Source organism: Weissella sp. DD23 (assembly GCF_001579105.1).
Lineage (GTDB): Bacteria > Bacillota > Bacilli > Lactobacillales > Lactobacillaceae > Weissella > Weissella cibaria.
On record NZ_KQ970392.1, the window covers coordinates 208,980 to 217,603 of the forward strand.

Here is an 8,624-nt window from a genome sequence, read left to right on the forward strand (position 1 = left end):
GTAATTTTGGAATCAATGAACGTCACGTCAACATTTAAGGGTGGCGAATTGATGATTGACCCAACTGAAATTATCGAAGCAGAGTTGCCTTCGACGGCAATTAAGTCTTTGCGCGCCTCATATTACTTTATGGGTTCTTTGCTTGGCCGTTTTGGTCGCGCAACAGTAACATTCCCTGGTGGTGATAACATTGGGCCACGACCAATTGACCAACACATTAAAGGGTTTGAAGCGCTTGGTGCGAAGGTTCGTGAAGAAAATGATACGGTCTACATCACAGCCGATGATGGACTAAAGGGCGCTCGTATTTTCTTGGATATGGTGTCAGTTGGTGCAACCATGAACATCATCTTGGCTGCTGTACATGCTGAAGGAACAACGATTCTGGAAAATGCAGCCCGCGAGCCTGAAATTATCGATTTGGCAACCTTCTTGAACAACATGGGCGCACAAATTCGTGGGGCTGGTACGGATGTCATTCGCATTACCGGTGTGCCTAAGCTAGAGTCAAAGAACACGCACACGATTATTCCTGACCGTATTGAAGCAGGGACTTATTTAGCATTGGCTGCGGCGCAAGGTGATGGGGTTTTGGTTAAGAATGTTATTCCAGAACACTTGGAATCATTTACGGCTAAAATGATTGAGATGGGTGTGCAATTGGATGTACGCGAAGATAGTATTTACGTACCAAAGTCGGAAAACTTGACGCCAATTCACATTAAGACAGCGCCATTCCCTGGCTTTGCCACTGACTTGCAACAGCCAATTACGCCATTGCTAACATTGGCTGATGGGGAAAGTGTGATTACGGAAACGATTTACCCAGAGCGCACACGCCACATTCCTGAACTACAAAAGTTAGGCGTGGCAATTGAAAACCCTGAATATGGTCAAATTACGGTTACTAAGAGTAATAACTTCCATGGGGCTAGTGTGGCTGCAGCTGAAATTCGTGCGGGTGCTTCATTGGTCACTGCTGGCCTAATGGCAGACGGCATTACAGAAGTAACTAATGCTGAGCACGTTTTGCGTGGTTACGATCACATCATCCACAAGTTGACGATGTTGAATGCAGATATTCAAATTGCGGAAGATTAATTTACGTTAATCACAGCATTTAATTTAAAAAATTTAAACCGTCTTCACGACCGGAGTGACGCGTCGTGAGGGCGGTTTTGTTATGATTCTATGAATTTTCTGCTACCGTGTTACTTGCTAATTACTTGTTAACAGGATAAGATAGATAAGTTACAAAAAGGACTGTTGCCAAAATCAAACGCAGTATGGATGCCGGATTGTGTCTAGTTTGAATTTTGTTCGTAGTTCGCGATATATAGAGCGCGATTGACTCCGCAATCGCAACTGGAGGAAATATTTTGAAGTTTTCAGAGTTGGGTCTATCACAAGACCTATTGACGGCCATTGAGAAGCATGGCTATGTAGAGGCCACGCCAATCCAGGAACAAACGATTCCTTTGACTTTGGCTGGTAAGGACGTTATCGGTCAAGCCCAAACGGGAACCGGTAAGACGGCCGCTTTCGGATTGCCAATCTTGAACATGATTGACACTGACAGCAACCAAGTACAAGCACTTGTTGTCTCACCAACACGTGAATTGGCTATTCAAACACAAGATGAGCTATTCAAGTTGGGACGCGATAAGCGTGTTAAGGTACAAGCTGTCTTTGGTGGTGCTGATATTCGCCGCCAAATCAACGGTTTGAGCCATGGTGCTCACATCGTTGTTGGAACGCCTGGTCGTTTGATCGACCACATCAACCGTGGCACGATCAACTTGTCAAACGTTAAGACTTTGGTCTTGGACGAAGCTGACGAAATGTTGAACATGGGATTCTTGGAAGACATCGAGTCTATCTTGAAGGCTGTTCCTGATCAACGTCAAACGTTGTTGTTCTCAGCAACGATGCCACCTGCTATCAAGCGTATTGGTGTGCAATTTATGACGGAACCAGAGCACATTCAAATCGCTGCCAAGGAATTGACAACTGATTTGGTTGAGCAATACTACGTTCGCGTGCGTGACTTTGAAAAGTTTGACACGTTGACGCACATCTTGGATGTACAACAACCTAAGTTGGCCATTATGTTTGGTCGTACAAAGCGTCGTGTTGACGAATTGACACGTGGTTTGGAATTGCGTGGCTTTAACGCTGCTGGTATCCACGGTGACTTGACGCAACAAAAGCGTTCACAAGTTTTGAAGCAATTTAAGAATGGTGAAATCAAGATTTTGGTTGCCACTGACGTTGCTGCTCGTGGTTTGGACGTTTCAGGTGTTGACTACGTTTACAACTTTGACATTCCACAAGATTCAGAATCATACGTTCACCGTATCGGTCGTACTGGTCGTGCCGGTGCTCACGGAACTTCTGTAACGTTCATCTCAAATGCTGAAATGGACTACTTGAAGGACATTGAAAAGTTGACGAAGAAGCGCATGTTGCCATTGAAGCCACCTACTCGTGAAGAGGCGTTGGCTGGTCGTATGTCAGTTGCAGCTGATTCAGTTGAAGCAGTTATTGCAGCAACTTCAGGATCAGTTGATTCAGAAGTTATCGATACTTTGGTTGAAAAGTACGATGCAAAGACTTTGGCTACGGCTTTGTTGGGAGCTGTTGCGAATGTTTCAGAAATGGATGCTGAATTCACGTTGTCACGTGAGCGTCCATTGCCACGTAAGCGTTCAGGCTTCGGCGGTGGTTCACGCAACGGTGGTGGATACCGTGGTGGTCGTCGCGACGGCGGTTCACGTAACGGCGGTGGATACCGTGGTCGTCGTGAAGGTGGTCGCGATGGCGAACGCGGACAACGCGAACGTCGTTCATTCGACCGCGGTGCCCGTACAGGTTCAGGTGATCGTTCACAACGTGGCCGCTCAGGCGCACCACGTCGTCAATCACGTGACTTTGTCATCAAGAATAACGATTAATAAAGAAGGCTGGTTGTATAACCGGCCTTTTTTGCGCAAAAATTTTGAATAGCAAACCGGACTTCTCAGCACAAGTTCTCTTTTTTATGCACCGTAATCGGGGTATAATGAGACAATGATTTATGGACTGGGAGGTCGATTATAATGATTATCGGACAAGGCATCGATGCACAAGTAATTAGCGATGTAACGCGTTTGGCAGAGCGTCGCCCTGAGTTTATTGATGTCGTGTTGACACCAGCAGAGCGTGAGGTGTTTGACGTACGTAAGGGTAAGCACCAAATGGAATTTTTGGCTGGCCGTTTTTCTATTAAAGAAGCGTATAGTAAAGCCATTGGTACGGGCATTGGATCTGAAGCCCACTGGCACGACATGGAAGTATTACCAAATGAAGCTGGACAACCAGTCATGGTTAAGCACCCCAAGCAAGACGAGGCGGTGGCACATATTTCAATTTCACACACAGGTGATACCGTACATAGTTCAGTAATTTTGGAATCGTTGGCGTCTTTACACCAACCGGTCAGTGAGCGTCGCCCATCTTGGTTGGAAATTTCAGCCGAGGCTTTGGCACATAATGTGGCCTACGTGCGCGAGCTGACCGAAACGAACCGGTTCTTTGCCGTTGTTAAAGCAAACGCATATGGGCATGGATTGCCACAAATTGTGACGGCAGCCAAGCGTGCTGGCGTGGATGGCTTTGCAGTGGCAACGATTGATGAAGGAGTTTGGTTGCGCCAATTTGGTGTGAAGTTACCCATTTTGATTTTGGGTGTGACGCCAGCGACTTATGTGGCTGACTTAGCAAAGTATGATTTAATTCCCGTGGTAGCCAGCGAGACATGGCTGGATGATGCGCTAAGTCAACTTAATTCCGAAGCAACCTTAACGGTATCCGTTGCAGTGGATACTGGCATGGGCCGAATTGGTATTCGCGATCGCACGGAACTCGAGCGGGTGGTTGCAAAGTTGAATGCAGCTGATAACGTTGTATTCCAAGGCATTGGCATGCACTTTGCGACAGCTGATGGGAATGATACAGTCTATTTTGAAAAGCAATTAGCCAAGTGGCACGAGTTGACAGACGAGTTGGATTTGCCAGCCGATATTTGGCGCCATTTGGCCAACTCGGGTACGTCATTGTGGCATGAGCAACCAAGTACGGACGCAGTTCGTGTTGGGGCGGCCATGTATGGATTCGATGCCTCACAGGGGGCCTTGCCAAATCGTGAGTTACAACCAGTTTTGTCATTGAAGGCTGAGTTGGTTCACGTTAAGCAGGTGCCAGCTGGGACATCAATTTCGTACGGGGCAACTTATACAACGACGGAACCAGAATGGATCGGGACAGTGCCAGTCGGGTACGCGGATGGCTATCCACGTGCTCTCCAAGGCATGGATGTTTTGCTACCAGATGGCCGTCGCGCAGAATTAGTTGGCCGAATTGCAATGGATCAATTTATGATCCGACTACCAGAAGAGATGCCGGTTGGAACGGTTGTCACGCTGATTGGTCAGGTCGGTGACGAAGAAATTACGTTAGTTGATTTGGCAAATAAGATGGATACGATTCCCTATGAAATCGCAACCGGATTGTCACCAAGATTACCACGTCATTTAGTGAAGTAGAGAGAGCGTATGGCAAGTCGACATGATATCAAACGAGGTGACATTTTCTTTGCGGATCTGTCACCTGTGGTGGGATCGGAACAAGGCGGTCAACGGCCGGTGGTGATTATTCAGAATGATGTGGGTAATCAACATGCACCAACCGTGATTGTTGCACCGATTACCGCGCAAATTGCAAAGCCTAAGATGCCGACCCACGTGGGGTTGCCGGCTGAATTAGAGGATACGGGGATTGCTCGGGATTCGGTAATTTTGCTGGAACAGATTCGAACGATTGATAAGCGCCGATTGCAAGATAAAATTGGCCTTGTCCCAGGTCACCTGGTGGCAAAATTAGATCAAGCGTTGGTCATTAGTTTAGGCTTAGTTTAGCCCCTTATTTTTCGGAATAGTTGCGAATAACTGTTAAAATAATAGCAATAAATAAAAGGAGGAGTGGTGCTCATGGAACACTTTAATGTGGGTGTTATTGGTTCAGGCCCTGCTGGTTTGTCAGCAGCCTTTCCATTGCAAGCAGCTGGTCAATCAGTTGTGATTGTCGAAGAGTATCTCTGGGGTGGTACCTGCCCTAATTATGGTTGCGATCCTAAGAAGGTCTTGTTGGCGGCTGTTGAAGCTAAGGAACAAGCAGAATGGATGCAACACACAGGCTTAATCGGTCACAATGAGATTGACTGGCCAGCCTTGATGGAACACAAGATGGCATACACGGATCCTGTGCCTGCTCGTAAGATTGCAGGCTTGGATGATGCGGGTATTACACACAAGTACGGACACGCCTACTTTGTTGATGAGCACACTGTCTCAACGGGAACGGAAACGTTCACGGCTGATAAGTGGATTATCGCAACGGGTGCGCGTCCTGCGCGTTTGTCAGTACCTGGTGATGAATTATTACACGACAATGAAGACTTCTTGAACTTGCCTAAGATGCCAGAGGAAGTGGCCTTCATCGGTGCTGGCTTTATTGCCATCGAATTTGCTGGTATTGCAGCGGCAGCGGGCGCTAAGGTACACGTTGTTGCGAAGCACGATGTTATCCTACGTGAGTTTGATCAAGATTTGACGCAAGATTTGATTGCGCAAATGGAGAGTAAGGGCATTACGTTCCACTGGAACTTTGATACCGCTGCCGTAGAAGAAACGGCGGATGGTCGCTTCGATATCGTTGCAGCAGATGGTCGTCGTGTAACAAGCGATATGCCATTTATTGCAGCTGGTCGTGCAGGTAATACAGAAGACTTGAACTTGGAAGCAGCTGGTGTTGAAGTTGCAGGTAATGGTATCAAGGTTATGGCTGATTTGCGTACAACGAACCCTAACATTTTTGCGGTAGGCGACGTTGCTGAATCACCTGTACCAAAGTTGACGCCAACTGGTGCCTATGAGGCGCGTTATGTGGCTGGCTTGTTGACTGGTACAGAGCCAGAAGAAATTTCATACCCTGCTATTCCAACGATGGTCTACGGATCACCAAAGTTGGGTCAAGTTGGTATGTCAGCTGTTGAGGCTGAAGCAAAGGGTATGCGTGTTAACTCAATTGACATGACGCCTTGGCTAGCATACTGGCGTCACAAGGAACCAATTGCTAAAGCAAAGGTTGTCTTAAACGAAAAGGGTGTCATTATCGGTGCGACTGTTTTGAGTGCTGAGGCGGATGAGTTGTTGAACTACTTCACAGTAGCCATCAACCAAAAGCAAGACAAGTGGGCAATTAAGCACAACTTGTACTCATACCCATCAATTGCATCAGATATGGGCTTCTTTGCCTAATCATATAAATAATGAAAAGCCATTGATGACTTTAAAAAGTTGTCGATGGCTTTTTCGTTTTATGGCATTTTTTTGCATCGCATCACCTTAAAATAACATTACAATGAGAACGGTGAGTTGTTCTCTCATATTTTTATTGAATTTTGCTGTCAAATAAAATAGTTTTTTATTATTTTCGGCCAGTTAAAAAAATATAAAAATATTTGTTAACCGATAATACGTATTTTTAATATGTGTTTAAGGTTGCGGGTTTATTTTAAGGTACGAAATATTTGTCATATTGACGATAAGTAAATTTAAAAAAAGTTACACAAGGAGATAGACATGAAGGAAGAACAGGATGTTCGCAAGACAAAGCCTGTGATGAAGTTTATTGGACAGACCGTATTTTATGCATTGGTTATCCTGGCTTTGATTTACCTTTATGGTTATTCAGGCTTGGGACAGGGCCACTTTATTTATAACGAATTCTAATTTGAGATTGTTTGATTTATAGAAAGAAGATTTTGAGATTATCATGCAAATTACAAACATGCTTGCAACGATTGATGACTATGCTAAGACGCAACCAGATATGGCTGTCTACAACGTCCTTGGTGACACGCACACATACGCTGATTTGAAGCGTGATTCAGATGGCTTGGCTGCCTATGTTGATTCATTGGGCTTGCCTGAGAAGTCATTGGTAATGGTATTTGGTGGCCAAGAATATGAGATGCTTGCAACCTTTGTTGGGTTGAGTAAGTCAGGTCACGCCTATGCACCAGTTGACGTGAACTCAGCTAACGAGCGTCTAACAAACATTTTGACGATTGGTGAACCTAAGTTGGTTATCGCTATCGATCCATTGCCAATCGATATTACATCAGTACCCGTTGTGACGCTGGATCAAGTGCACGAAGCGTTTGCTTCAAAGGCTGATTATGAGATGACGCACGCGGTTGCTGGTGACGACAACTACTACATCATCTTTACGTCAGGAACGACCGGTTTGCCTAAGGGTGTGCAAATTTCACACAACAACTTGTTATCATACACAAACTGGATGTTGAATACGGATGATTTTGATGTCCCAACACAACCACAAATGTTGGCACAACCACCATACTCATTCGATTTGTCAGTCATGTATTGGGCGCCAACGTTGGCAATGGGTGGTACGTTGTACGCTTTGCCAAAGCACGTCACTGAAAACTTCAAGGAATTGTTTGCGGCTTTGCCTGAATTGCCAATTCAAGTTTGGACGTCAACGCCATCATTCGCTGATATGGCTATGTTGTCAGAAGACTTTAATGCTGAAAAGATGCCAACCATTAAGTACTTCTACTTTGATGGTGAAGAATTGACGGTAAGTACGGCAGCCAAGTTGCACGAGCGCTTCCCAGAAGCCCGCATTGTGAATGCCTATGGTCCAACTGAAGCGACGGTTGCTTTGTCTGCAGTTGCGATCACACCAGCGATGATTGAAAAGGCTGAGCGTTTGCCAATCGGCTTCCCTAAGCCAGATTCACCAACTTTTGTCATGGACGAAGATGGTAACAAGTTGCCAGCTGGTGAACAAGGTGAAATCATTGTGTCTGGTCCAGCGGTTTCAAAGGGTTACTTGAACAATCCCGAGAAGACGGCAGCAGCCTTCTTTGAATTAGATGGTCAACCAGCTTACCACACGGGTGACTTGGGTTACTTTGATGAGGATGGCATGTTGCACTATGGTGGTCGTTTGGACTTCCAAATCAAGTTCAATGGTTACCGTATCGAGTTGGAAGAAGTATCACACATCTTGAACTTGTCACAATATGTTGAATCAGCGGTTGCTGTGCCACGTTATAACGATCAACACAAGGTGCAAAACTTGTTGGCCTACGTTGTGGTTAAGCCTGGTGTCCGTGAGCAATTCGAAAAGGATTTGCAATTGACTAAGGCAATTAAGGAAGATTTGCAAAATGATATGATGCCATACATGATGCCTTCACGCTTCATGTATCGTGAAGACTTGCCAATTACGCCAAATGGCAAGATTAATATTAAGGCGTTGATTGCAGAGGTTAATAACCGATGATGAACTGGTTGCAAGAGCTACCAAATTGGCAGCCATATGGCGATCCTCAGTATTTCATCTATTTGCTTGTTGCGTTAATTCCAGTTGTGGTGGCGTTACTTTTTGGTAAGCGCATTAAGTGGTACGAAGGTTTAGTATCATTAGCGTTTATTGTTTTGATGTTCGCTGGTTCCCACTGGCAACAATTTATCGCCTTAATCGGGTATATT

General features: G+C 45.5%; 7 protein-coding genes and 1 pseudogene. All 8 read left to right on the forward strand.

The features are described 5' to 3' along the window. A partial coding sequence (locus WEIDD23_RS05280) for a UDP-N-acetylglucosamine 1-carboxyvinyltransferase (protein WP_242865438.1) occupies positions 1–1,101 on the forward strand: 1,101 nt, incomplete at its 5' end. A 278-nt stretch (positions 1,102–1,379) separates the two neighbouring features. Next, on the forward strand, positions 1,380–2,954 hold the full coding sequence (locus WEIDD23_RS05285) for a degradosome RNA helicase CshA (protein ID WP_010372038.1): 1,575 nt from the start codon (positions 1,380–1,382) through the stop codon (positions 2,952–2,954). A 144-nt stretch (positions 2,955–3,098) separates the two neighbouring features. Next, positions 3,099–4,583, forward strand: coding sequence for an alanine racemase (alr, locus tag WEIDD23_RS05290; RefSeq protein ID WP_010372035.1), 1,485 nt, complete (start codon positions 3,099–3,101; stop codon positions 4,581–4,583). 9 nt (positions 4,584–4,592) lie between these two features. Beyond that, the gene (locus WEIDD23_RS05295) at positions 4,593–4,955 is read left to right on the forward strand and encodes a type II toxin-antitoxin system PemK/MazF family toxin (protein ID WP_010372032.1); all 363 of its coding nucleotides are present in this window, start codon (positions 4,593–4,595) and stop codon (positions 4,953–4,955) included. A gap of 72 nt (positions 4,956–5,027) precedes the next feature. Further along, positions 5,028–6,356: a dihydrolipoyl dehydrogenase family protein gene (locus WEIDD23_RS05300; protein WP_010372029.1), complete on the forward strand. Its 1,329-nt coding sequence runs from the start codon at positions 5,028–5,030 to the stop codon at positions 6,354–6,356. A gap of 324 nt (positions 6,357–6,680) precedes the next feature. After that, positions 6,681–6,830: a teichoic acid D-Ala incorporation-associated protein DltX gene (locus WEIDD23_RS05305; protein WP_010372027.1), complete on the forward strand. Its 150-nt coding sequence runs from the start codon at positions 6,681–6,683 to the stop codon at positions 6,828–6,830. A gap of 43 nt (positions 6,831–6,873) precedes the next feature. Further along, positions 6,874–8,415, forward strand: coding sequence for a D-alanine--poly(phosphoribitol) ligase subunit DltA (gene dltA / locus WEIDD23_RS05310; RefSeq protein ID WP_010372024.1), 1,542 nt, complete (start codon positions 6,874–6,876; stop codon positions 8,413–8,415). After that, positions 8,412–8,624, forward strand: a pseudogene (locus tag WEIDD23_RS14560) (D-alanyl-lipoteichoic acid biosynthesis protein DltB); the annotation flags it as partial. The gene dltA and the pseudogene WEIDD23_RS14560, both read left to right, overlap by 4 nt.